Consider the following 21842-nt stretch of genomic DNA (forward strand, 5'->3'; position numbering starts at 1 on the left):
CATGCCGGTTCGCTCTTACAAGCCCACGTCCCCCGGTCTCCGGCAGCGGACGACCAGCGACTTCGCGGAGATCACGCGGAGCGCCCCCGAGAAGAGCCTCACGCGCGGGAAGATGAAGACGGGCGGCCGGAACAACCTCGGCCAGCTCACTTCCTGGTGGCGTGGTGGCGGCCACAAGCGCCGCTACCGGGTCATCGACTTCAAGCGCGACAAGACCGGCATTCCCGGCAAGGTCGCGTCCGTCGAGTACGACCCGAACCGGTCGGCCCGCATCGCGCTGATCCACTACGCGGACGGCGAGAAGCGCTACATCATCGCGCCGAACGGTCTCGAGATCGGCCAGACGGTCGTCGCCGGCCCGACCGCCGACATCCTGACCGGGAACTCGCTTCCGCTGAAGTCGATCCCGCTCGGCACGGTCGTCCACAACGTCGAGCTGACGCCCGGAAAGGGCGGGCAGATGGTCCGGTCGGCCGGCGCGGGCGCCCAGGTCATGGCGAAGGAAGGCGAGCACTGCCTCCTCCGCATGCCCTCCGGCGAGCTCCGCAAGGTCCGCATCGGCTGCTATGCCACGATCGGGCAGGTCGGGAACCTCGAGCACGAGAACATCTCGATCGGCAAGGCGGGGCGGAACCGCTGGCTGGGGTGGAAGCCGCACAACCGCGGCGTCGCGATGAACCCGGTCGACCATCCGATGGGCGGCGGCGAGGGAAAGACGTCGGGCGGCCGGCACCCCTGCTCCCCGTGGGGCTGGAAGACCAAGGGCTCGAAGACCCGGAACAACAAGCGCACTGACAACATGATCGTCAAGCGCCGCAAGAAGTAAGGCGGAGCGAAGGAAACCCTGATGTCGCGTTCGACAAAGAAAGGCCCCTTCGTGGACGGGCACCTCCTGGAGAAGATCGTCGCCCTCAACTCGGCTGGGGACAAGCGCGTGGTGAAGACCTGGTCGCGCCGTTCGACGATCATGCCCGAGATGGTCGGTCACACGCTCGCGGTCCACAACGGGAAGAAGTTCATTCCCGTCTACGTCTCCGAGAACATGGTCGGTCACAAGCTCGGCGAGTTCTCTCCCACCCGGACCTTCAAGGGCCACTCGGGCCGGAAGGTCGAGAAGGGGGCTTCGCCCGCCCCGGCGGCGAAGTAACGGAGCGCCGATGGAAGCCGTTGCCCGCCTCCGCCACTACCGCGGCTCCGCGCAGAAAGTGCGGCTCGTCGCCGACCTGATCCGCATGAAGCCCGTCGGCCGTGCGCTCGCGATGCTGCGCGCCACGCCGAAGGGCTGCGCCCCCGACCTGAAGAAGCTCCTGGAGTCGGCCGTCGCCAACGCCCAGCAGAACGGCTCCGGCGTCGACGCCGACGCCCTCGTCGTCTCCCGGATCCTCGTCGACGGCGCAGGTCGCAAGCCCCTCCAGCGCAACGCCATGATCCGCTCGGTCTCCAACTACAAGAAGCGCTACGCCCGGCCCCGCTTCATGAGCGGACCGCAGGGCCGGATGTGGCTCGTCACGAGGCCGTTCTGCCACGTGACGGTCCACCTGTCGGACGACCCGGTCGTCCGGCGCAAGGCGGGGCTCGCCGCCGAGCCGGCGCGGCCCGTCGCCAGGAAGAAGGGCGGAAAGGTCGCCGCGGCCGTCGCCAAGGCCGCCGCCCGGCCGCCGGCCCCGAAGGACGCGGCGAAGGCCGCCCCGAAGGCCGAAGGCAAGCCGAAGGCCCCCAGGGCCAACAAGAGCGCGAAGGCCTCGGAGCCCGCCGGCGGGCAGGAGTAGCAACGATGGGTCAGAAGGTTCATCCGTACGGGTTCCGCATCGGCTACAACCGGACCTGGCACTCGCGCTGGTACGCCGAGAAGGACTACCTCCGCTTCCTCCACGACGACCTCAAGCTGAGGGCCGAGCTCAAGCGCGACCTCGCGAACGCGGCCGTCTCCGAGGTCGAGATCGAGCGCGGGAACAAGCTCAAGATCAACATCATGACCGCCCGCCCCGGCGTCATCATCGGGAAGAAGGGCGCGGCCGTCGACCAGCTCCGCGACCGTCTCCAGCGCCGGCTCGGCAAGGACATCCACGTCAACATCGTCGAGATCCAGCGCCCCGAGACGGACGCCCAGCTCGTCTCCGAGTCCATCGCGATGCAGCTCGAGCGGCGGGTCGCGTTCCGCCGGGCGATGAAGAAGGGGATGGAATCCGCCTTCCGCTTCGGTGCCCAGGGAATCAAGATCCGCTGCTCCGGCCGCCTCAACGGCGCCGAGATCGCGCGGTCGGAGTGGTACCAGGAGGGGCGCCTGCCGCTCCACACGCTCAAGGCCGACATCGACTACGGCTTCGCCGAGGCCCGCACGACGTACGGGAAGATCGGCGTCAAGTGCTGGATCTACAAGGGCGACCTCCACCGCGCGAAGTCGCGCCGGAAGGTCGCGTAAGGAAGCCCCGCCATGTTGATGCCCTCCAAGGTCAAGTACAGAAAGCAGCAGAAGGGGCGCCGGCGGGGCACCGCCCTGCGCGGCGGGTCGCTCTCCTTCGGGGAGTTCGGCCTGCAGGCGCTCGAGCCGGGGTGGCTCACCGCGCGGCAGATCGAAGCCGGACGCGTCGCGATCCAGCGCCACGTCAAGCGTGGCGGAAAGCTCTGGATCCGCGTCTTCCCCGACAAGCCCATCACGAAGAAGCCCGCCGAGACCCGAATGGGGAAGGGCAAGGGTGCGCCGGAGGCCTGGGTCTCCGTCATCAAGCCCGCCCGGATCCTGTTCGAGATGGAAGGCGTGGACGAAAAGACCGCCCGGGACGCCTTCCGGCTCGCCGCCGACAAGATCGGCATCAAGACCCGGTTCATCTCGCGCGCATTCGAGGAGGCCGTGCGATGAAAGGGACGAACGTCGAGACGATGAAGGGCTGGTCCGCCGACGAGCGCACCGTCAAGCTCCGCGAGTGGACGCAGGCGCTCTTCAACCTCCGCCTCCAGAAGGCCACCGGCCAGCTGGAGAACCCGATGAAGATCCGCCAGCTGCGCCGGGACATCGCGCGGCTGAAGACGGCCGAGAGGCAGGCCCGATGACCACCGAGACCACACCCGCCGCGGAGAAGCCCGCGGTCCGCAAGAGCCGCAAGGTCGGCACGGTCGTCTCCAACAAGATGGAGAAGACCGTCGTCGTCGAGGTCACCCGCCTCGTCAAGCACGGCCGCTACGGGAAGTTCATGAAGAAGTCCGCCCGGTTCCTCGCCGACGACCGCGTCTTCGCGTGCATTCCCGGAGACGTCGTCGAGATCGAGGAGACGCGGCCCCTGTCCGCGCGCAAGCGCTGGCGCGTCCGCGCCGTCGTGACCGCGGCGCGGCGCGAAGGGTAGGGGAGGAGAGCCGCCATGATTCAGATGGGGACGATCCTCGACGTCGCGGACAACTCCGGAGCCAAGCGCCTCTTCTGCATCCGCCTCAAGGGGGGATCCGTCGGGCAGTACGGGCACCTGGGAGACGTGATCACCTGTGCGGTGAGGGAGTCGGCTCCGGACGCGCCCGACGCCGTGAAGAAGGGGAAGGTCGTGAAGGCCGTCATCGTGCGCACGCGCCGCGAGCAGCGCCGCCGCGACGGCAGCTACATCCGGTTCGACACCAACGCGGCCGTTCTGATCAACAACGACAAAGAGCCGATCGGCACCCGCGTGTTCGGGCCGGTCGCGCGGGAGCTGCGCGAGAGGAAGTTCATGAAGATCATCTCGCTGGCTCCCGAGGTGATCTGAGGCGCCCGCGATGAAGAAAAAACAGCCCGAATACAAGGGGAAGATCACCGTCCGGAAGGGTGACGACGTCGTCATCCTGACCGGCAAGAACCGGGGGGCGCACGGGAAAGTCCTGCGCGTCGTGCCGGCGAAGGGCCGGGTCGTGGTGGAGGGAGTGAACCTCATCAAGCGTGCCACGCGCCCGAACCCGCAGAAGAACATCAAGGGCGGGATCGTCGAGAAGGAAGCGGCCATCGCCATCTCGAACGTCATGCTCCGCGACCCGGAGACGGGCAAGCCGACCCGCGTCGGCGTGCGCGTCGAGGGGGGCGAGCGCGTGCGCTTCGCGCGCCGGAGCAACGCGACGATCTCTTCCGTTGTCAAGAAGACGGGAGCGTAAGAGATGACGTCGCGGCTCAACGACAAGTACCGCAAGGACGTCGTCCCGGTCCTGAAGAAGGAGTTCGGGATCGACAACGAGATGGCGGTTCCGAAGATCGAGAAGGTCGTCCTGAACATGGGCGTCGGTGAGGCGATCACGAACGTGAAGATCGTCGAAGCCGCCGCCGAGGAGCTGACCAAGATCGCAGGCCAGCGGGCCGTCATCACACGCGCCCGCAAGTCGATCGCGACCTTCAAGCTCCGCGCCGGCATGCCGATCGGCTGCCGGGTCACACTGCGCGGCGAGCGGATGTACGAGTTCCTCGACCGCCTTCTGAACATCGCCCTTCCGCGGGTGCGTGACTTCCGCGGCGTGCCCTCCAGGGCCTTCGACGGCCGCGGGAACTACACGCTCGGCATCAAGGACCACCTCGTCTTCCCGGAGATCGACCCGGGCAAGGTGGACAAGTCGAAGGGCCTCAACGTCACGATCGTGACGACGGCCGGCTCCGACGACAGGGCGCGAGTCCTGCTCCGCGAGCTGGGCATGCCGTTCGGGCGCTAGGAACAAGGGAGAACCGTCGATGGCTCGTCGCTCCTCAATCGTCAAGGCCAACAGGACGCCGAAGTTCGCGATCCGGGCGAAAAACCGCTGCAAGATCTGCGGCCGTCCCCGCTCGTACATGCGCAAGTTCGGCACCTGCCGCATCTGCTTCCGAAACCTCGCGCTCGCGGGCTACGTCCCGGGCGTGACCAAGGCGTCGTGGTGAGGGGGGGCGCGTGGCTGCTCTGACCGACCCCATCGCCGACCTCCTGACTCGCGTGCGCAACGGGCTGACCTCGCGCCACGAGAAGATCGACGTCCCGTCTTCACGCCTGAAGATCGAGATCGCCCGCATCCTCAAGGACGAGGGCTATCTCAAGAACTTCAAGGTCCTTGACGACAAGGGCGCCGGCATGCTCCGCCTCTATCTCAAGTACGACGACTCGGGCAATCCCGTCATCCACGGCCTGACGCGCGTCTCGCGCCCCGGCCGCCGTCTCTATCGCGGCAAGGACGAGCTCCCCCGCGTGCTGGGCGGGCTCGGGATCGCCATCGTCTCGACTTCACAGGGCCTCCTCACCGGCCACGACGCGCGCAAGCGCGGCCTGGGCGGAGAGGTCGTCTGCTCGGTCTGGTAGGACCGGGAGGAAAGACGATGTCTCGAGTAGGAAAGAAGCCGATCACCCTCCCCAAGGGCGTCGAGGTCAAGGTCGACGCCGCGGGAGTCCACGTCAAGGGGCCCAAGGGAACGGTTTCCACGCCGATCCTCGACGGCATCTCCGTCGCCGTGAAGGACGGCCGCGTCGACCTCGTGAGATCGAGCGAGGAGAAGCGGATCCGCGCCTTCCACGGCCTGAACCGGGCGCTCGTCGCCAACGCCGTCCTCGGTGTCGCGGACGGGTACCGTCGCGCCATCGACCTCGTCGGCATCGGCTACAAGGCCGAGAAGAAGGGGAGCGAAGTCGTCTTCACGTGCGGCTACTCGCACACCGTCCGGTTCCCCGAGCCGGCGGGCGTGACGATCGAGGTGGCTCCGGACGCGAAGGCCAAGGACGTGACGCACATCGTCGTCACGGGCGTCGACAAGCAGAAGGTCGGCGAGACGGCGACGCGCATCCGCTCCATCAAGCCGCCCGACCCCTACAAGCTCAAGGGCTTCCGCTTCGTCGGCGAGGTCCTGAAGAAGAAGGCCGGAAAGGCCACCGGCAAGTGAGGTCGCGAGGATGAACAGGGCTCAGGCACGCGTCGAGGCGCGCGAGAGGATCCACGAGAGGATCCGCCAAAAGGTCGAAGGGACTTCCGAGAGGCCCCGGCTGGCCGTCCGCAGGACGTTGAAGTACATCTACGCGCAGCTCATCGACGATGCGTCCGGTCACACGGTCGCGCAGGCCAGCTCCCGCGAGGCGGGCGTCCTCGGCGGGCGGAAGAGCGCCGCGGGCAAGGCGGCGGCGGTTTCCGTCGGCGCGCTCATCGCCGAGCGAGCGAAGGAGAAGGGTGTCGTCGCGGTCGTGTTCGACCGGGGCGGGCACCTCTACCATGGCAACGTCAAGGCTCTCGCCGACTCCGCGCGCGAGAAGGGGTTGAAGTTTTGAGCAGCACACCTCCCCGTCCTCCCCGCTTCGGAAACCGTCCGGGCGGCCCGGGCGGCCGCCCCGGCGGCCCGAACGCCGCGCCGCAGCGTCCCGCGGGGGCCCTCGGAGAGGGCCGCGCGGGCGCCGACCTGATCGACCACGTCGTGCACATCAACCGTGTCACGAAGGTCGTCAAGGGCGGTAAGAACTTCTCGTTCTCCGCGCTGGTGATCGTCGGCGACGGCAAGGGCCGCGTCGGCTACGGCGCCGGGAAGGCGAAGGAAGTCCCCACGGCCATCAAGAAGGGGATCGAGATGGCCAAGAAGACCATGATCTCGGTCACCCTGAAGGGCAAGACCATCCCCCACGCCGTCACCGGGCACTACGGTGCGGGACGGGTCTTCCTCAAGCCGGCCTCGGAAGGCACCGGCGTCATCGCCGGCGGCGCCGTCCGCGCCATCCTGGAGGCCGTGGGCGTCCAGAACATCCTCACGAAGTCGCTCGGGACGACGAATCCCCACAACGTGGTGAAGGCGACGTTCGACGCGCTTCGGAACCTCCACCTGGCCCAGGCGATCTTCAAGGCCCGCGGCCGGACGACCGGCGCGGCGGCCGAGGCGGCCGCCCCGGTCGTGGTCGCCGAGCCGGCCCCGGAGGCCGTGGCGGAGACCAAGTGATGGCCGAGAAAGAGAAGAGCTCGAAGAAGACCGTCGACGCCCTCCTGACGGAGGTCGCCTCGGCGGCCGGCGTACCGAAGAAGGCGGCGAAGACGCCCAGCGCCCCGCCGCCGCCGGCCAAGCCCGCCCCTCCGGCGGTGCCCAGCCCGGCCTCCCCGGCCGCCGCGCCGAAGACGATCCGGATCCGGCAGATCCGCTCCGGCATCTGCACCCCGGTCGACCAGAAGCAGGCCCTCAAGGGCCTCGGCCTCCGGCGGATCCGCCACGAGGTCGTGAGGCCCGACACGCCCGCCATCCGCGGGCAGATCCTCAAGGTCCGCCACCTCGTCGAGGTCGTGGGCGAGTAGCGAGAGGGACGAGACGCCATGGCTCACGGACTCCACACACTCGGTCCCCGCAAGGGGGCGACGTCGTCGCGCAAGCGCGTCGGCCGCGGTCCCGGTTCCGGCCTGGGCAAGACCTCGGGCAAGGGCCACAAGGGGCAGCAGTCCCGCAGCGGCTATTCCGGCCAGCTCGGGCGCGAGGGCGGCCAGATGCCGCTCCATCGCCGCCTGCCCAAGCGCGGGTTCAAGAACATCTTCCGCAAGGAATGGAACACCGTCCCCGTCGAGGCGCTCGAGCGCGTCTTCGCCGCCGGCGCCACGGTCGACGCCGAGTCCCTCGGCAAGGCCGGCCTCCTCCACCGCAAGGGCGCGGAGGTGAAGGTCCTCGGCACGGGCGACCTCAAGAAGGCGCTCACGGTCGTCGCCCACCAGTTCACGGCCGGGGCGCGCAAGAAGATCGAAGCGGCCGGGGGCCGTTGCGAGGAAGTCCCCGCGTGATCATCCTCGAGTCCTTCCGGAACATCTTCGCGGTCCCGGACCTCAGGAAGAGAGTCCTGTTCACTTTCGGGCTGCTGGCGATCTACCGGGTCGGCGCGCACATCCCGACGCCCGGGCTCGATGCCCAGGCGCTCGAGGAGTTTTTCAAGGCGAGCGCCGGCGGGCTCCTCGGGTTCCTGGACATGTTCTCGGGGGGCGCGCTCCGCCGCCTTTCTGTTTTCGCTCTCGGCATCACGCCCTACATCACGGCGTCGATCATCCTGCAGCTCCTGACGGTCGTCTGGCCCTACCTCGAGAAGCTCTCGAAGGAAGGGGAGATGGGCCGGCGGAAGATCACCCAGTACACGCGCTACGGGACCGTCGTCCTGTCCGTCGTCCAGGGGGCGGGAATCGCCCTCTGGCTGTGGGGCTCGTCGACGCCGACCGGCAAGTTCCTCGTCCTGCGCGACCCGACCTCTGAAAGCGGAAAGCTCGCCTTCGTCCTGATGGCGATCCTCACGCTCACCACCGGTACGGCCTTCGTGATGTGGCTCGGCGAGCAGATGACCGAGCGGGGGATCGGCAACGGTATCTCCCTCATCATCTTCGCGGGCATCGTCGTCGGCCTGCCGACGGCCGTCTGGCAGTCGTTCCGGCAGATCCAGCGCGGGCAGATGTCGCTCTTCACGGCGCTGCTGCTGGTCTTCTTCATGCTCGCCGTCGTGGCGATCATCGTCTTCGTGGAGCGAGCCCAGCGGCGCATCCCGGTCCAGTACGCCAAGCGGGTCGTCGGCCGGCGCGTCTACGGCGGGCAGAACACCTACCTGCCCCTCCGGGTGAACACGGGCGGCGTCATCCCCATCATCTTCGCCGTCTCGATCATCCAGTTCCCGCAGTACCTCGCCTCCGCGTTCAAGAGCGATTTCATGAAGAAGCTGGCGGACCAGCTCGCCATGGGGCAGCCGCTGTACAACCTCTTCTACGCGCTCGCCATCATCTTCTTCTGCTACTTCTACATCTCGATCATCTTCAACCCGACGGACACCGCGGAGAACATGCGGAAGTACGGCGGGTTCATCCCCGGCATCCGGCCGGGCAAGGCGACGTCGGACTACATCGACAACGTCCTGACGCGCATCACCCTCATCGGGGCTCTCTACCTCACGATCGTCGCGCTGATTCCCGAGTTCCTGCTCATGGGCTTCAAGGTCCAGAGCATCCCGGGGATCGGACCGTGGCTCGACTCGAACCTGCCGAACTTCATCACCCAGGGCCTGGGCGTGCCGTTCTACTTCGGAGGCACGTCGCTTCTCATCGTCGTGGGGGTTGCGATGGACACCGTGCAGCAGATCGAATCCCAGCTCGTGATGCGGAACTACGACGGATTCCTCAAGAAGGGCCGCATCCGGGGGCGTCGGGGCTAAGCCGTGCCAGTCGACGTGATCTTTTTCGGCCCTCCAGGGTCCGGCAAGGGGACGCAGGCGGTGCGCCTGTCGTCCACGCTCGGGATCCCGCAGATCTCGACGGGGGATCTCCTCCGCTCGAACGTCGTGCGGGGGACCGAGCTCGGGAAGATCGCGAAGCCGATCATGGAATCCGGCGCCCTCGTGCCGGACGATCTCGTCATCCGGATGCTCAAGGAGCGCGTCGAGGAGCCTGACGCGGCGACCGGCGCGCTCTTCGACGGTTTTCCGCGGACGGTGCCGCAGGCCTTCGCGCTCGACGCGCTGCTCCAGGAAGAGGGCCGGGCTGTGGGGGTCGTCCTCTTCATAGACGTGTCCGACCCGGTCATCGTCGAGCGCCTCGTCCGCAGGTCCGTCATCGAGGGACGGACGGACGACACGCCGGAGACCGTTTCCTCGCGCCTGAAGGTCTTCAGGGAGAAGACGGAGCCTCTCGCCGAGTTCTATCGAAAGAGGAACCTCTTTCACCGGGTCGACGGCGATCGGCCGGTCGAGGCCGTGGCGGCGGATGTCCTCGCCGCCGTCAACCACGCCGCCGGCAGGAAGCTGGGATGATTACCTGCAAGGGACGGACGGAGCTCCTCAAGATGGAGCGCGCGACGAGGATCGTCCAGGAGACCCTGGCGGACTGCGTTGCGGCCTGTCGTCCCGGCGTGACCACGGAGGAGATCGACCGGATCGCCGCGGACGGCATCCGCCGGCGGGGCGGAAAGGCCGCCTTCCCGGGCTATCGCGGGTACCCGAAGACGATCTGCTCCTCGGTGAACGAGGAGGTCGTCCACGGCATTCCGACGCCGAAGCGAAAGCTCCGCGACGGTGACATCGTCGGTCTCGACCTCGGCGTGATCGTCGAAGGCTACTTCGGGGACGCGGCGCGGACCGCCGTCGTCGGCGACGTGCCCGCGCCGGTCCGCGATCTCGTGCAGGACACCTGGCGCGCTCTCGTCGCCGGCGTCTCCGCCGTGCGGGTGGGGGGACGGATCGGCGACATCGGCGCCGCCGTCGAGGCGGTCGCGAAGGCGAAGGGCTACGGAGTCGTTCGCGAGTACGTCGGCCACGGCATCGGGACGTCCCTTCACGAGGAGCCGCAGGTCCCGAATTACGGTCCCGGGGGAAAGGGTGAGACCATCCGCGAGGGGATGACCCTCGCGATCGAGCCGATGTTCAACCTCGGGACCGCGAAGGTCCGCCTCGGCCCCGACGGCTGGACGGTCCGGACGGTCGACGGAAAGCCCTCCGCACACTTCGAACATACCGTGGTCGCGACCATAGACGGGCCGGTCGTCCTCGGTTTCGGCCGGTTCTCGGCCGAGGGTCTCGTCTCCGGAGTCCCGGACGAGACGGAATATCCGGTCTCCGCGGCACCGCCGCGAGGGGAACCGGCAGCTCCGGGCGAAGCCCGGGCTTATTGAGGAGAGGGTTTCGAGGCCCAGATGTCTAAGGAAGACGCCATCGAGGTGACCGCTACGGTCATCGAGCCCCTGCCGAACGCGATGTTCAAGGTAGAGCTCGAGAACAAGCACCAGGTCCTGGCCCACATCTCGGGAAAGATGCGGAAGCACTTCATCCGGATCCTGCCGGGCGACAAGGTGCTCGTAGAGCTTTCTCCCTACGACCTGAACCGGGGTCGCATCATCTACCGGTACAAGTAGTAAACTGTAAGGCTCCGCCGGCTCTCCCGCGAGGCCGAGGGCGAAACGATCGAGGAACCGTACGTATGAAAGTCCGCGCGTCCGTTAAGAAGATCTGCACGAAATGCAAGGTGATCCGCCGGGCCGGGGTCGTCCGAGTCATCTGCGAGAACCCCAAGCACAAGCAGCGTCAGGGTTAGAGGGAACAGGGAATGGCTCGTATCGCCGGCGTCGATCTCCCCCCGAACAAGCGCGTCGAGATCGGTCTCACCTACATCTTCGGGATCGGCCGCCCGTCGGCGAAGAAGATCCTGAAGGACACGGGGGTGGGCCTCGACACGCGGGTGAAGGACCTTTCTGAAGACGAGGTCACGAAGATCCGCAAGAAGATCCAGGACGAGATGAGGGTCGAGGGCGACCTCCGCAAGGAGACGGCCCAGGACATCAAGCGTCTGATGGACATCGGCTGCTACCGCGGGCTCAGGCACCGCCGTGGCCTGCCCGTGCGCGGTCAGAGGACGCACACCAACGCCCGGACTCGGAAAGGCCCGCGGCGCGGCGCCGTGGCCGGCAAGAAGAAGGCTACGAAGAAGTAATGATGAGGAAAGCCGATGGCTGCCGCTGACGCCAAGGGCCGCAAGAAGGGCCCCAAGAAAGAAAAGAAGAACGTTCCGCACGCCGTGGCGACGGTCCAGGCGTCGTTCAACAACACGATCGTGGCGATCACCGACCCTTCCGGGAACGTGCTCGCGTGGTCTTCCGCCGGCCGGATCGGCTTCAAGGGCTCGCGCAAGGGCACGCCGTTCGCGGCTCAGCTCGCGGCGGGCAACGCGGCCCAGCTGGCGAAGGAGCACGGCGTCCGCACGCTGGACGTGCGCGTCCAGGGCCCCGGCGCGGGGCGCGAGAGCGCGATTCGGGCGCTGGCCGCGGCCGGGCTCGACATCCGCTCCATCAAGGACGCCACCCCGATCCCCCACAACGGCTGCCGGCCACGCAAGCGGCGCCGCGTCTAGGTACCTGAACCGGCCCGGGGAGCGTCGCTCCTCCGCCGGGAACGCGAGAGCGGGAGGCCTCCGGGCCTCCCGGTCCCCCGGAGACGGGGGAGTCCCCGGCACGCGTCGCGCGTGCCGGCGCCCGTAAACCGGCTCCCGATTCCGGGCCGGGACGAAGGGCGGAACGCAACGACGGAGTCGGCCAGGAGGTTTCCTTTCCCGTGGCGCGTTATCACGATTCCGTTTGCCGGCTCTGCCGGCGTGAGGCCATGAAGCTCTTCCTGAAGGGCGATCGCTGCTTCACGAACAAGTGCGCCATCGAGCGCCGCAACTTCCCGCCCGGCCAGCACGGCCGGAGGCGATCCAAGATCCTCGGCTACGGCATCCAGCTGCGCGAGAAGCAGAAGCTCAAGAGGTTCTACGGGCTGCTCGAGGGGCAGTTCCGTCTGACCTTCGAGAGGGCCGAGCGGATGCGCGGCGTCACGGGCGAGAACCTCCTCTCCCTGCTCGAGCGCCGTCTCGACAACGTCGTCCACCGGCTCGGCTTCGCCGCGTCCCGGCAGCAGGCGCGCCAGCTCGTCCGGCACGGCCACGTCGCCATCAACGGGCGCAAGGTCGACGTCCCGAGCTTCACCGTAGGCGCGGGCGCCGTCGTCTCCATCAAGGAGAAGAGCCGCTCGAACCCGGGAGTCGTCGCATCCGTCGACTCGGCCAAGGGTCGTGGCGTCCCGGCGTGGCTCGACCTCGCCGCCGCCGAGTTCAAGGGTACCGTCAGGGCGCTCCCGCGCCGCGAGGACGTTTCCCTGCAGGTCAACGAGAAGCTCATCGTCGAGCTCTACAGCAAGTGACGGGCAGGGCCCCGAGGAGAAGCGAACGATGATGTGGAAGGGCTTCCAGCGACCGAACCGCCTCGAGGTGGACGAGGAGTCGGGGAACTATGGCCGGTTCACCGCCCAGCCGCTCGAGCGTGGCTGGGGAACGACGGTCGGCAACGCGCTGCGGCGCGTTCTCCTCTCGTCGATCGAGGGAGCGGCGATCACCGCCGTGAAGATCGACGGCGTCGAGCACGAGTTCACGGCGATGGCGGGCGTCGTCGAGGACGTGACCGACGTCATCCTGAACCTCAAGAGCCTCGCCATCCGGATGCACGAGGACGGGCCCCGCACGATCGTCCTCGACGCGAAGTCGAAGGGCGCCGTGACGGCCGACGCCTTCGAGGATGACGCGCAGGTCGAGATCCTGAACCCCGAGGCGCCGATCGCGACGCTCGCCGACGGAGGCCGCCTCCGTCTCGAGGCGACGGTCACGAAGGGCCGGGGCTACGTTCCGGCCGACCGGAACTTCGACGCCGAGGCCCCGATCGGCACCATCCCGCTCGACTCGGCGCACTCGCCGGTCCGCCGCGTGAACTACCACGTCGAGGCGGCCCGCGTCGGCCAGGCGACGGACTACGACAAGCTCGTCCTCGAGGTCTGGACGAACGGCACGATGACCCCGCGGGATTCCGTCGGGCTCGCCGCCGTCCTGCTCCGCGAGCACCTCGCCATCTTCGTGAACCTCGAGACGGACGAGGGCGGGCCCGCGACCGGGCCCGAGATTCCCCAGAGCGAGCTCGACGCCCTTCTCGACACGAACGTCGAGGAGCTGGAGCTCTCCGTCCGCAGCGCGAACTGCCTGAAGAACGCCGGCATCCGGAGCCTTCGCGAGCTCGTCCAGAAGACCGAGAAGGAAATGCTCGAGACGAAGAACTTCGGGCGGAAGAGCCTGAACGAGATCAAGGAAATCCTGCGCGAGAAGGGGCTCGCCTTCGGCATGAAGCTCGAAGCCCCCACGAGCGCGGGACGCTGAGGACCTGACCCATGCAGCACAACAGGGCCGGACGCAAGCTGGGGCGGACCAGCGCGCACCGAAAGGCCCTCTTCCGCAATCAGCTGACGTCCCTCTTCCTGCACGAGCGGATCCAGACGACGATCTCGAAGGCCAAGGAGCTCCGGCCCCTCGCCGAGAAGCTCGTCACCCTCGGGAAGAGGGGCGGACTCCACGCCCGCCGCCTCGCACTGCGCGACGTGACCCAGGATGCGGCCAAGCGGCTCTTCGACGAGATCGCCCCTCGCTTCGCGACGCGTCCGGGCGGCTACACGAGGATCCTCAAGCTCGGCCAGCGCCAGGGCGACGCCGCCGAGAAGGCGATCATCGAGTTCGTGGACTTCGACTTCGCCCAGCGCCGGGCGGAGAAAAAGGCTGCCGACAAGGCCGTGACCGAGAAGAAGGAGTCGCTCCTCGACAAGGCGCGGCGCCTCGTCACCGGCAAGGGCACGACCGACAAGGAAGCCGGCAAGGCCGACGAGTCGACCGATGCGTCCGGTGAGAAGAAGCCCGCGAAGAAGGCCGCCCCGAAGGGGGCCAAACCCGCCAAGGACTCCGCGACGAAGGGCCCGAAGACCCCGAGGGCCAAGGTGGAGAAGAAGGGCGGATCCACGACTCGCACCCCGCGCAAGGCGGGAGGCGCCTAGACCGGTTCTCCCGGCGGCCCTCCGTCTGCGGACGGAGGGCCCGCCGACACCGCCCCTCGCGCGGCGGTGAGGACCCCCTCCAGCTCCACGAGGAGCGCATTCGTCGAGAAGGGTTTCGTCAGGAAGCGTGCGGCGCCGAGGCGGAGTGCCGTCGACCGTTCGTCCGGGTGGGATCGGGCCGTCAGGACGATGACGGGGATCGAGGCGGTTCTCGGATCCTCCTTCAGTCGTCCGAGGACGTCGAATCCCGATAGGCCGGGCGAGAGGGACACGTCGAGAAGGACGGCGTCGGGGCGTTCGGAGAGGGCGGCGTGCAGGGCGTCCTCCCCTGTCGGAGCCTCGATCGGGACGAGCCCCGCCGTTCGCAGCTTGAAGACGAGGATCTTCAGGATATAGGGCTCGTCGTCGACGACGAGGATCCGGAGTCCGCGAAGGTGCTCGGGGTTTTCCACTCGACCTGACTCTACCGGTCTCCGAGGAGAAGGACCACCGCGACGGCCTCCCGCCGGCCGTGGGTGATCGTGACGTGCGCAGAGGCGACCCCGAGGGCGTCTGCGTGGGCGCGAGCGCGGCCGAGGAGGACGAGCCGTGGCGGGCCTCCCGGATCGCGCGTCACGGCGATCTCCCGGAACGCGACCCCCCGCATCCCCGTTCCCAGGGCCTTCATGGCAGCCTCTTTCGCCGCGAACAGGCCGGCGACGTGCTCACCGATCCGGCGTGAATCGAGAGGGTGCCGCACTTCGCCAGAGACGCAAACCCGCTCGAGGAACCTCTGCCCATGGCGGGCGAGCGCCTCCTCGATCCGGTCGATCTCGCAGAGGTCGACACCCAGGCCCAGGACATGACGACCGTGGGGGTATGCGGAGGCGAGAAGCGCGGCACGCGGCGAAGCGTCGGGCGTCATTCGGGACTGGCCTTCCGGCCGAGCAGCTCGCGCCCGGCGAGGACGAGGTGAAGGACGCCGAGCCCCGCCACGAATCCTCGGAAGGAGTGCGAGGCGAGGAGCGGCTCGAGGGATGCCGGCGACGGCAGTACGACGCGGTGGACCCAGAGCCGGCTCCACGGGGCCAGCATGAGAAACAGCCCCGCTTCCAGGAAGTAGAAGCCGAGGATGATCTGCGTGGCCCTGCCGGGACGGCTCTCGGACATCCCGGCATTGTAGAGGTCGAGCGACAAGCGGCGCCGCGAAGGGCGGCGCCGCGACGAGCATGGGTCTCCGGGGGCGTCAGCCCCGCGGCGAGGCGCTTCGGGGCGGGGCGTCGTTCGACCGGGCGGCGGGCGGCGGCGACGAGATGGAAGGCGGGGCGGGGGCCGACCGCGGTGCCTCGTAGGAGCGGGAAGGGGGCGGGGCGCTGTCGGACCTGGAGGGCGGCTCGGAGCGAGGGGCGGGGGCCGACCGCGGCGTTTCGGAGGAGCGGGACGGTGGAGCGCTGTAAGACCTCGAAGGGGGCTCGGAGCGAGGGGCGGGGGCCGACCTTGGAGTGTCGCTCGACCGGGGCGCCGCGTCCGATCCGCGCCATCCTTCGTCGCCCTTCAGGTCTGTCGACGGGCGGCGGCCGGACGGCACCGTTCCCGGTTCCGCCTGGGCCGGCGTTTCGCGTCTCGAAGAGGGCTCGGCTGTCGAGCGCCTGGGCCCGGGTTCGGGAGCGCTTTCGCGCCGCTCGGTGCGCTGCGGAGCCTCCGGACTGTCGGTCACGGGCACGATGCGACGGGAGGGGCCGTCGAACGTCCGCGACGGGGTCGTTCCCGAGCGGTCCTCGCCTCCGGGCGAACGCCAGCCATCGTCGCTCTTCAGGCCTCGGTCCCGGCCGAATCCGCCGGTCAGCGGGGCTTCGGCGCCGGCGCCTCCGTCACGCCACGCGTCTCGCGGCGCGGCACCGGCCCCGCGGCCCGGCGCCGCACCCTCCCCGCTGCGAGGGGTCGTGGAGCCGGAGCTGAGACCTCTGTCGCCCCCTCTCGAGGGTGTCCCTGCGGTTGCGCCGGCCACGGGCTCGCGCCGGGGAGCGGCGATCTGGCCAGGTGCGATGGGCCGATATCCGAGGTCCTTTCCAGGCGTCACGAAGGAGCGGCGGAGGCCCTCCCGCGCGGCCGGACCGAGCGTGCCGTCGCGGCGCAGCACCGGGGTGATGTCGTCGAGCGGGCCGCCTCCGCGGGGCTCGGCGCCGAGCGCCAGCGGCACCCTGCGGACCGCATCCTGGACGGCCGTGGTGATCGAGCCGCCGTTTCCCCGTTCGATGCGGAGAGGGCTCGTCGCCACGACGCCGCGCTCGCCGGCGCGAAAGCCGACCCGATCGTGTCCGAGGACGTCCCGACGGGAGTCGAAGCGCGTCCCCAGACGGCCGACGGAGGCATAGCTCCAGCCTCGGGGATCGATCCGGGTGACGTCGACGCGGCCGCGCAGGTGGGGGTAGGCGAGCGTCCCCCCCTCGGCGCCCCACCCCTTCCTGTGGGACCGGGCATAGGGCTCGGTGTATCCGCCGCCATAGCCGCCGCCGTAGTAGCCGTCGTAGTAGCCGCCGTAGAAGCCGATCGGGCACCACCCGACCCACGAGGGGGTGTAGCTCCAGTAAACCCACGCCGGCGAGTAGGTGGCGCCGGGGCTCCAGTACCAGCCGACGGCGACGTCCCAGCACCAGGAGCCGTAGTGATAGGGGAGCCAGCCCCAGGGCTCGTAGGAGACCCACGTCAGGCCCGCGGGCGACCAGCGCCAGTAGCCCTCGACGTAGGGCCGCCAGTCGGCCGCGACGGACGGCCTCCAGACGTGGGAGCCGTTCACGAGGATCCACGAACCGTGCTCTTCGAAGCCGGCGGCGGCATAGTCGTAGGCATAGTCCGCCGAGCCGTGCTGTGAGCCGGACCCCTCGCCGACGAGGTGGCGCCGCTCCCCGACGAAGCGGGTGAACCGGTCGCGCGGCTCGTCCAGCCAGTCGACCTCGAGCGCGGCATCGCCGGTGACGAAGGCATACTGGCCAGCGCGCAGAGTGGCCCGGCCGGAGCGGGCATAGACCTCAGCCTGGCCGGAGACGACGTAGATCTCGGTGCCCCTGCGCCCGGTCTCGACCCGGAGGAGGCCCTTGGCGGGGAAGAGCACGGTGACGTCGCTCGTGTCGACCCGCGTGGACTGGTCGCGTGAGGTCGACCACCGATGCTCGAGCGAAATGGCACCGCGATCGACGAAGAGGGAGTTGCGGTCGTCCTCGGCCTCGTAGGTCCTGGCGAGCCGGTCGAACCTCAGGTCCGTCTGGACGTCGATCCGGAGGATGTTCCCGTCGGCGAGGATCGCTTCGGCGCGCGACGTCGAGCCGGTGGAGATCCGGTCCCCCGCGAGGATGGGCGTGTTCGGACGGGCGGAGGAGTCGTCTTCGGCGGTCGACACGAGGGCGACCTCGGGACCGACGTACGAGAGGTACGAGTACCCCTCGCGCTGGGCGGCGGCTGTCGTGGCCGGCAGGAGGAAGGCGATTGCGAGGGCGATCCGGGAAGCGCGGGTGTTCATCGGATCCATCCTTCCGCCCATATCGATGCGACCCTCGTGCCAGCCGGAGAGTCCACCCTGGGAGACACGTGCCAGTGCGTGCGAGGAGGCCATACCGCGAAAGAGACGCTTGACCCGCGCGCTCCGGCGGGTCAACCTTGAGACGTGGTCTTTGAATTTCTCAAGAAAAAGTTCCATGACCTGACGACGTCTGCCGTTTCCCCCGATGCCGGCGAGACTCCGGGCGCGGCCGCGACCTACGAGGAGCGGCGCTCGGAGGCCGAAGCGCTCCACGAGAAGGGCGAGACGGCCAGAGCGGTCGAGCTCCTCGAAGGGCTGGCGGCGGATCTCGCAGGTGACGGGAGCTTCCCGCTGGCCGTGGCGATACGACACCAGATCAGCTCCTGGACCTCGGGCCCCTCGCCGGCGGAGACCGCTGCCGAGGACGGTGAAGCGATGGCCCGCCAGCGCGAGGTGAGCGGCAGCCTGAAGGTCCTGCCGAGGCGTGCTTCTCCCGGGCAGCCCGTTCCCGAGGGGCTCCGGACCTCGCGGTTCTTTGCCGACATGACGAGCGAGGAGATCGCCGGGTTCATCGCCTCTACGGGGCGCCGGACGTTTCGCGAAGGGGAAGTGGTCCTCGAGCAGGGCGAGGAAGGGCGCAGCCTCTTCATCGTGACCCGGGGCGTTCTCAGGGTCGAGACGACCGGGACCGCGGGAGGGACCCTGCGGATGGGCGTGCTCACCATGGGGGACGTGTTCGGTGAGGTCGCCTTCCTGACGGGCCGCCCGCGCACCGCGACGGTCATCGCCGAGACCGGGGCCGAGTGTCTCGAGATCGGGGCCGAAGCGTGGACGGGAATTCTGGGCCAGTACCCGCGCGTTCAGAAGGTCCTGGAAGAGGTCCATCGGGAGCGGGCGCGGTTCGCGGCCGACGCCATCCTCGAGGACCTGCGCCGGCGAAGAGAGGATAAAGAGGTCTGAATGGCGATTCGGGACATCGTGAAGTACGGCGACCCCCGCCTCGTCGCCAGGAACGAGGACGTCACGGACTTCGAGGACCCCGCGCTCCCGATCCTGGTCCGTGACCTGCTCGAGACGGGATGGGCGGCCCCCGGTCTCGGGATCGCGGCGCCCCAGATCGGAGTCAACAAGCGTGTCTGCGTCGTCGACCTCTCGGTCGGCAAGGACCCCTCCCAGATTCTCGTCCTCGTCAACCCGCGTGTCGTCGATGCCGAGGGGTTCGTGCGGGACGAGGAGGGGTGCCTCTCGTTTCCCGACATCGTCGAGATCGTCGAGCGTCCCGAGGCCGTCGCCGTCGAGGCCTACGACGAGAAGGGCGTGAAGCGCATCCTCGAAGGAGGCGACCTCCTCGCGCGCGCGTTCTGTCACGAGATCGACCACCTCGACTCGCGGCTCTTCATCGAGCGGATGTCGAGCCTCAAGAGAGGACTCGTCATACGCAAGGTCGTCAAGCGACAGAAACGCGGCGAGTGGTAGGCCGCGCCTGACGGCGCCGCGGGGAGGCTCGTGGCGAGCCTCCCCGATCCCGCTGCTCAGTGGAGGGGAGGCGTCGTGAGACGCCGCGGGGAGGCTCGTGGCGAGCCTCCCCGATCCATGTCAGTGACTGCCGTTGCGAAGAGTCTGGATGAGATCCGCCCTGTGAAGGGTCCTGGCGAGGTGACCGGCGAGAGCCACGAGATGCTCGAGCTCGGTCGAGTCGCCCGCCGCCGGAAGCCCGCTGTGCCGGTGAATCCGGAGCGTCCCGAGGAGCTCCGGCCCGACCCAGAGCGGGGCCGACACGACGATCCAGTCTCCGGCGGGGTCGCGTCCCTCGCCCGGGAGGCGGGGGGCCTTCTCGGCGCGGGGATCTTCGGAGAGCGCGAGAGCGGCGAGGTAGGACGGCGGCGTTCCGCCGGGCCAGGTCGGTGAAAGCGTCGTCCGGGTCTCCGGACGGCCGGGGCGGCGGAAATGGAGCGTGACGCCGTCGGCACCGAACAGCTGGGCAATGCGGTCGAGGATCGGTCCGAGAGCCGCGGCTCTCTTCTCCTCCGTGTCGGCTTCCTCCGCCTCGAGCTTGTCGGTGATCTCGTGCTGCAGCTCGAGGAAGCGGGTCCGCGCCCCGAGCGTGTCGAGGAGGTTCTTCGTGCGCAGGGCGTTCTTCGTCCGCGCCTTCAGCTCGCGCGCGGAGAACGGCTTCGTCAGGTAGTCGTTCGCAAGCGCCTCGAAGCCCTTGAGCAGGTCCTCTTCCTCGGTCCGCGCCGTCACGAACAGCACCTGCGTGTCGGCCGTCTCCGGGAGCGTCTTGATCCGGCGGCAGACTTCGTACCCCGAGAGGTCGTCCATCCTCACGTCGAGCAGGACGACGTCCGGCGCCCGCTGGGCCACCTTCTCGAGGGCTTCGGTGCCCGAAAGGGCGCTTTCGAAGTCGCAGTCGAGCTCTTCAGCGATGTAGGACGCGACCTCTGCCTGGAACGGGTCGTCGTCGACGAGGAGGATGAGAGGCCGGGAGGTGCGTGGGCGAAACATCGGAACGGGCGTTATCCCTCGCCGGGGCGGGGGCGTCAAGGAGATTGCGATGCGCTGCCGTCGCGACGAGAATGCCGCATCGTGAGCCTGCGCCTTTTCGATACTGCGGCCCGTTCCCTGGTCGATTTCGAGCCACTCGTCCCCGGTCACGTCGGTCTCTACACGTGCGGACCGACCGTCTACAACCGGGTCCACATCGGCAACCTCAGGACCTTCGTCTGGGAAGACGTGATGTGCCGGGCCTTCCGGAGCCTGGGCCTCTCGGTGACCCAGGTGATGAACCTGACCGACATCGACGACAAGACGATCCGGGGCGCGGTGGCCGAAGGGCTCCCGCTCCGGGAGTTCACCGACCGGCACATCGCGACGTTCTTCGAGGACCTGAAGACGCTCAACGTGATTCCCGCCGCCGTTTACCCGCGCGCGACGGACCACGTCCCCGAGATGGTCGAGATCGTGAAGAAGCTGACGGAGCGGGGGCACACCTACGAGAGCGACGGAACCATCTGGTTCCGGATCTCCTCGTTCCCTCTTATGGAAAGCTCTCACGAGTCGACCTCTCCTCGATGAAGCGCGGCGCCCGCGTCGCCGACGACGAGTACGAGAAGGAGGACGTCCGCGACTTCGCCGTCTGGAAGGGGGCGAAGGAAGGGGAGCCCGAGTCGGCCCTGTGGGAGACGGAGCTCGGGAAGGGACGGCCCGGCTGGCACCTCGAGTGCTCCGCGATGTCGATGAAGTACCTCGGCGAGACGCTCGACATCCACACGGGCGCCGTCGACAACGTCTTCCCCCACCACGAGAACGAGATCGCCCAGAGCGAAGGGGCGACGGGGAAGCCGTTCGTGAGGACGTGGCTCCACGCCGAGCACCTCATCGTCGACGGCGAGAAGATGGCGAAGTCGAAGGGGAACTTCTACACGCTTCCCGACGTCCTCGCGCGCGGGTACTCGCCCCGCGCGGTCCGGTACCTGCTCCTCTCGGTTCCCTACAGGCAGAAGCTGAACTTCACGTTCGACGCGCTTCACGGAGCCTCCTCGGCGGTGGAGCGGCTCGAGTCGATCGACGCCCGCCTCGGAGAGCGGGCCGGGGCGGCGAGGGCCGAAGCCTCGGAATCCTTCGGGGCGCGGCTCGCCGAAGGCCGGGCCGCCGTGAAGGCGGGCTGGGAGGACGACCTGAACTCCGCGGCGGCCCTCGGCGCCCTCTTCGGCTTCGTGAAGGAGGCGAACACCGCGCTCGAGGCGGGCCAGCTCGCGCCGGAAGATGCTGCGGCCGCCCGCGCGTTCCTGCGGGAAGCGGACGGGGTCCTCGGCGTCCTCCCCGCAGGGGCGGACGCCTCGCTCGAGGCGGAGGTCGAGGCGAAGATCGCCGCGCGCCAGGACGCGCGGAAGCGGCGCGACTTCGCGGCTTCCGACGCGATCCGCGACGAGCTGGCGTCCCGCGGAATTCTCCTCGAGGACACACCCCAGGGAGTCCGGTGGCGGCGGAAGGGTTGACAGGTTCCCGGGGCTCCCTCCAGAATCCGCGCGCGATGACGTTCGCTTCGGTCCTCTGGCACTGGC

33 protein-coding genes and 2 pseudogenes are annotated in these 21842 nt (G+C 68.7%); 30 read left to right on the plus strand and 5 right to left on the minus strand.

Annotated elements, in window-relative coordinates; translation table 11 throughout:
* Nucleotide 1 precedes the first annotated feature (1 nt).
* The 27 genes and pseudogenes from rplB (at nt 2) to rplQ (ending at nt 14282) form a co-directional block, all read left to right on the plus strand.
* On the plus strand, nt 2–826 hold the full coding sequence (gene rplB / locus IPN03_13185; GenBank protein ID MBK9374641.1) for a 50S ribosomal protein L2: 825 nt from the start codon (nt 2–4) through the stop codon (nt 824–826).
* A 21-nt stretch (nt 827–847) separates the two neighbouring features.
* On the plus strand, nt 848–1147 hold the full coding sequence (gene rpsS, locus IPN03_13190) for a 30S ribosomal protein S19 (GenBank protein ID MBK9374642.1): 300 nt from the start codon (nt 848–850) through the stop codon (nt 1145–1147).
* Nucleotides 1148–1157: 10 nt separating this feature from the next.
* Nucleotides 1158–1547: pseudogene (rplV, locus tag IPN03_13195) on the plus strand (50S ribosomal protein L22).
* 227 nt (nt 1548–1774) lie between these two features.
* On the plus strand, nt 1775–2422 hold the full coding sequence (rpsC, locus tag IPN03_13200; protein MBK9374643.1) for a 30S ribosomal protein S3: 648 nt from the start codon (nt 1775–1777) through the stop codon (nt 2420–2422).
* 12 nt (nt 2423–2434) lie between these two features.
* A complete protein-coding gene (gene rplP, locus IPN03_13205; GenBank protein MBK9374644.1) occupies nt 2435–2860 on the plus strand; it encodes a 50S ribosomal protein L16 in 426 nt (141 codons plus the stop codon).
* A gap of 20 nt (nt 2861–2880) precedes the next feature.
* Complete coding sequence (gene rpmC, locus IPN03_13210; GenBank protein ID MBK9374645.1) at nt 2881–3051, plus strand: 50S ribosomal protein L29; 171 nt, start codon at nt 2881–2883, stop codon at nt 3049–3051.
* Nucleotides 3048–3341 (plus strand): 30S ribosomal protein S17, encoded by a 294-nt coding sequence (gene rpsQ, locus IPN03_13215; GenBank protein MBK9374646.1) that lies wholly within the window; start codon nt 3048–3050, stop codon nt 3339–3341. The genes rpmC and rpsQ overlap by 4 nt, the downstream gene beginning before the upstream one ends.
* Before the next feature lie 15 nt (nt 3342–3356).
* Entirely contained in the window at nt 3357–3731 is a 375-nt protein-coding gene (gene rplN, locus IPN03_13220) for a 50S ribosomal protein L14 (protein MBK9374647.1), read from the plus strand.
* Nucleotides 3732–3774: 43 nt separating this feature from the next.
* Nucleotides 3775–4110, plus strand: a complete 336-nt coding sequence (gene rplX / locus IPN03_13225; protein ID MBK9374648.1) for a 50S ribosomal protein L24 — start codon at nt 3775–3777, stop codon at nt 4108–4110.
* Between the two features lie 3 nt (nt 4111–4113).
* Entirely contained in the window at nt 4114–4656 is a 543-nt protein-coding gene (gene rplE, locus IPN03_13230) for a 50S ribosomal protein L5 (protein MBK9374649.1), read from the plus strand.
* Nucleotides 4657–4675: 19 nt separating this feature from the next.
* Nucleotides 4676–4861, plus strand: coding sequence for a type Z 30S ribosomal protein S14 (locus IPN03_13235; protein ID MBK9374650.1), 186 nt, complete (start codon nt 4676–4678; stop codon nt 4859–4861).
* A gap of 19 nt (nt 4862–4880) precedes the next feature.
* Nucleotides 4881–5273: a 30S ribosomal protein S8 gene (gene rpsH / locus IPN03_13240; GenBank protein ID MBK9374651.1), complete on the plus strand. Its 393-nt coding sequence runs from the start codon at nt 4881–4883 to the stop codon at nt 5271–5273.
* A 17-nt stretch (nt 5274–5290) separates the two neighbouring features.
* A complete protein-coding gene (gene rplF / locus IPN03_13245) occupies nt 5291–5848 on the plus strand; it encodes a 50S ribosomal protein L6 (GenBank protein ID MBK9374652.1) in 558 nt (185 codons plus the stop codon).
* A 10-nt stretch (nt 5849–5858) separates the two neighbouring features.
* On the plus strand, nt 5859–6227 hold the full coding sequence (locus IPN03_13250; GenBank protein ID MBK9374653.1) for a 50S ribosomal protein L18: 369 nt from the start codon (nt 5859–5861) through the stop codon (nt 6225–6227).
* Between the two features lie 128 nt (nt 6228–6355).
* Nucleotides 6356–6883 (plus strand): 30S ribosomal protein S5, encoded by a 528-nt coding sequence (rpsE, locus tag IPN03_13255; protein ID MBK9374654.1) that lies wholly within the window; start codon nt 6356–6358, stop codon nt 6881–6883.
* Complete coding sequence (gene rpmD / locus IPN03_13260) at nt 6883–7230, plus strand: 50S ribosomal protein L30 (protein ID MBK9374655.1); 348 nt, start codon at nt 6883–6885, stop codon at nt 7228–7230. Before rpsE ends, rpmD begins: the two co-directional genes overlap by 1 nt.
* Nucleotides 7231–7248: 18 nt before the next feature.
* Nucleotides 7249–7704: a 50S ribosomal protein L15 gene (gene rplO, locus IPN03_13265; GenBank protein MBK9374656.1), complete on the plus strand. Its 456-nt coding sequence runs from the start codon at nt 7249–7251 to the stop codon at nt 7702–7704.
* Between the two features lie 2 nt (nt 7705–7706).
* The gene (secY, locus tag IPN03_13270) at nt 7707–9107 is read left to right on the plus strand and encodes a preprotein translocase subunit SecY (protein MBK9374657.1); all 1401 of its coding nucleotides are present in this window, start codon (nt 7707–7709) and stop codon (nt 9105–9107) included.
* A gap of 3 nt (nt 9108–9110) precedes the next feature.
* Nucleotides 9111–9701, plus strand: a complete 591-nt coding sequence (locus IPN03_13275) for an adenylate kinase (GenBank protein MBK9374658.1) — start codon at nt 9111–9113, stop codon at nt 9699–9701.
* The gene (gene map, locus IPN03_13280) at nt 9698–10558 is read left to right on the plus strand and encodes a type I methionyl aminopeptidase (protein ID MBK9374659.1); all 861 of its coding nucleotides are present in this window, start codon (nt 9698–9700) and stop codon (nt 10556–10558) included. Before IPN03_13275 ends, map begins: the two co-directional genes overlap by 4 nt.
* A 21-nt stretch (nt 10559–10579) precedes the next feature.
* Nucleotides 10580–10798, plus strand: coding sequence for a translation initiation factor IF-1 (gene infA, locus IPN03_13285; GenBank protein ID MBK9374660.1), 219 nt, complete (start codon nt 10580–10582; stop codon nt 10796–10798).
* A 65-nt stretch (nt 10799–10863) separates the two neighbouring features.
* Nucleotides 10864–10977: a 50S ribosomal protein L36 gene (gene rpmJ, locus IPN03_13290; protein ID MBK9374661.1), complete on the plus strand. Its 114-nt coding sequence runs from the start codon at nt 10864–10866 to the stop codon at nt 10975–10977.
* Between the two features lie 12 nt (nt 10978–10989).
* Nucleotides 10990–11373: a 30S ribosomal protein S13 gene (gene rpsM, locus IPN03_13295; GenBank protein MBK9374662.1), complete on the plus strand. Its 384-nt coding sequence runs from the start codon at nt 10990–10992 to the stop codon at nt 11371–11373.
* Between the two features lie 15 nt (nt 11374–11388).
* On the plus strand, nt 11389–11790 hold the full coding sequence (rpsK, locus tag IPN03_13300) for a 30S ribosomal protein S11 (GenBank protein MBK9374663.1): 402 nt from the start codon (nt 11389–11391) through the stop codon (nt 11788–11790).
* Nucleotides 11791–11990: 200 nt separating this feature from the next.
* Nucleotides 11991–12617, plus strand: coding sequence for a 30S ribosomal protein S4 (gene rpsD, locus IPN03_13305; GenBank protein MBK9374664.1), 627 nt, complete (start codon nt 11991–11993; stop codon nt 12615–12617).
* A gap of 28 nt (nt 12618–12645) precedes the next feature.
* Complete coding sequence (locus IPN03_13310) at nt 12646–13617, plus strand: DNA-directed RNA polymerase subunit alpha (protein ID MBK9374665.1); 972 nt, start codon at nt 12646–12648, stop codon at nt 13615–13617.
* 11 nt (nt 13618–13628) lie between these two features.
* The gene (gene rplQ, locus IPN03_13315; GenBank protein ID MBK9374666.1) at nt 13629–14282 is read left to right on the plus strand and encodes a 50S ribosomal protein L17; all 654 of its coding nucleotides are present in this window, start codon (nt 13629–13631) and stop codon (nt 14280–14282) included.
* Here rplQ and IPN03_13320 read toward each other — a convergent pair.
* The 4 genes from IPN03_13320 to IPN03_13335 form a co-directional block, all read right to left on the minus strand.
* Nucleotides 14279–14734, minus strand: a complete 456-nt coding sequence (locus IPN03_13320; GenBank protein ID MBK9374667.1) for a response regulator — start codon at nt 14732–14734, stop codon at nt 14279–14281. The two genes, rplQ and IPN03_13320, sit on opposite strands and share 4 nt — an antisense overlap.
* An 11-nt stretch (nt 14735–14745) precedes the next feature.
* Entirely contained in the window at nt 14746–15186 is a 441-nt protein-coding gene (gene acpS, locus IPN03_13325; GenBank protein MBK9374668.1) for a holo-ACP synthase, read from the minus strand.
* Nucleotides 15183–15431 (minus strand): hypothetical protein, encoded by a 249-nt coding sequence (locus IPN03_13330; GenBank protein ID MBK9374669.1) that lies wholly within the window; start codon nt 15429–15431, stop codon nt 15183–15185. The genes acpS and IPN03_13330 overlap by 4 nt, the downstream gene beginning before the upstream one ends.
* Before the next feature lie 76 nt (nt 15432–15507).
* Entirely contained in the window at nt 15508–17778 is a 2271-nt protein-coding gene (locus tag IPN03_13335) for a FecR domain-containing protein (GenBank protein ID MBK9374670.1), read from the minus strand.
* Between the two features lie 144 nt (nt 17779–17922).
* Here IPN03_13335 and IPN03_13340 point away from each other — a divergent pair, with 144 nt between their 5' ends.
* Together IPN03_13340 and def are read left to right on the plus strand one after the other, a co-directional pair.
* The gene (locus IPN03_13340) at nt 17923–18738 is read left to right on the plus strand and encodes a cyclic nucleotide-binding domain-containing protein (protein MBK9374671.1); all 816 of its coding nucleotides are present in this window, start codon (nt 17923–17925) and stop codon (nt 18736–18738) included.
* Nucleotides 18739–19254 (plus strand): peptide deformylase, encoded by a 516-nt coding sequence (gene def, locus IPN03_13345; GenBank protein MBK9374672.1) that lies wholly within the window; start codon nt 18739–18741, stop codon nt 19252–19254.
* 120 nt (nt 19255–19374) lie between these two features.
* Here def and IPN03_13350 read toward each other — a convergent pair whose 3' ends face one another.
* Nucleotides 19375–20283: a response regulator gene (locus IPN03_13350; GenBank protein ID MBK9374673.1), complete on the minus strand. Its 909-nt coding sequence runs from the start codon at nt 20281–20283 to the stop codon at nt 19375–19377.
* Nucleotides 20284–20364: 81 nt separating this feature from the next.
* Here IPN03_13350 and IPN03_13355 point away from each other — a divergent pair.
* A pseudogene (locus tag IPN03_13355) lies at nt 20365–21776 on the plus strand (cysteine--tRNA ligase).
* The last annotated feature ends 66 nt before the right edge of the window (nt 21777–21842 follow it).

The sequence above is a fragment of the Holophagales bacterium genome (genome assembly GCA_016719485.1).
Classification (GTDB): Bacteria; Acidobacteriota; Thermoanaerobaculia; order UBA5066; family UBA5066; genus UBA5066.